This window comes from Tepidiforma sp. (assembly GCF_026419595.1).
GTDB lineage: Bacteria > Chloroflexota > Dehalococcoidia > Tepidiformales > Tepidiformaceae > Tepidiforma.
In genome coordinates this window covers 1-554 of record NZ_JANZZD010000122.1, presented here as the reverse complement: position 1 = coordinate 554, position 554 = coordinate 1, and the positions used below count along the sequence as shown (strand labels likewise).

Here is a 554-nt window from a genome sequence, read left to right as displayed (position 1 = left end):
GTGCGCGTGGGGCGGGTCATCTGCCTGGCGCTGGCCGGCCGGGGCGTGCACGTCGCGTTCACTCATCTGCCTGGCGAGCCGGCCGGAGAGACCGCGGCCGAGATCGCCGCGCTGGGGGTCCAGGCGCTGGCGATGCCGCTGGATGTGCGTGAGCACGGCGCGCCCGCGCGCGTGGTCGGCCAGGTGGTTGACCGTTTCGGACGGCTCGACATCCTGGTCAACAACGCCGCCACCAACCCCATCTTCTGCTCCACCGCCGAGGTGGAGGAGGCCGCCTACGACAAGATCATGGAGGTCAACGTCAAGGGGCTCTTCTTCCTCTCCCAGCAGGTGGGCAAGATCATGTGCGAGAAGGGCTCGGGCTCGGTGATCAACGTCTCCTCCGAGGCCGGCTTCTGCCCCACCCCCTTCCTGGGGGTCTATTCCATCTCCAAGGCCGCCGTGAACATGCTCACCAAGGTCTTCGCCCAGGAGTGGGGCTCCAAGGGGGTGCGGGTGAACGCCATCGCGAAGGGCCTGGTGAAGACGCACTTCAGCCAGGCCCTGTGGGGGAA

The 554-nt window shown here is 67.9% G+C and carries 1 protein-coding gene; it reads left to right on the top strand.

The genetic code is table 11. The features are described from left to right. A partial coding sequence (locus N2041_RS14720; protein ID WP_297679379.1) for an SDR family NAD(P)-dependent oxidoreductase occupies positions 1-554 on the top strand: 554 nt, incomplete at both ends.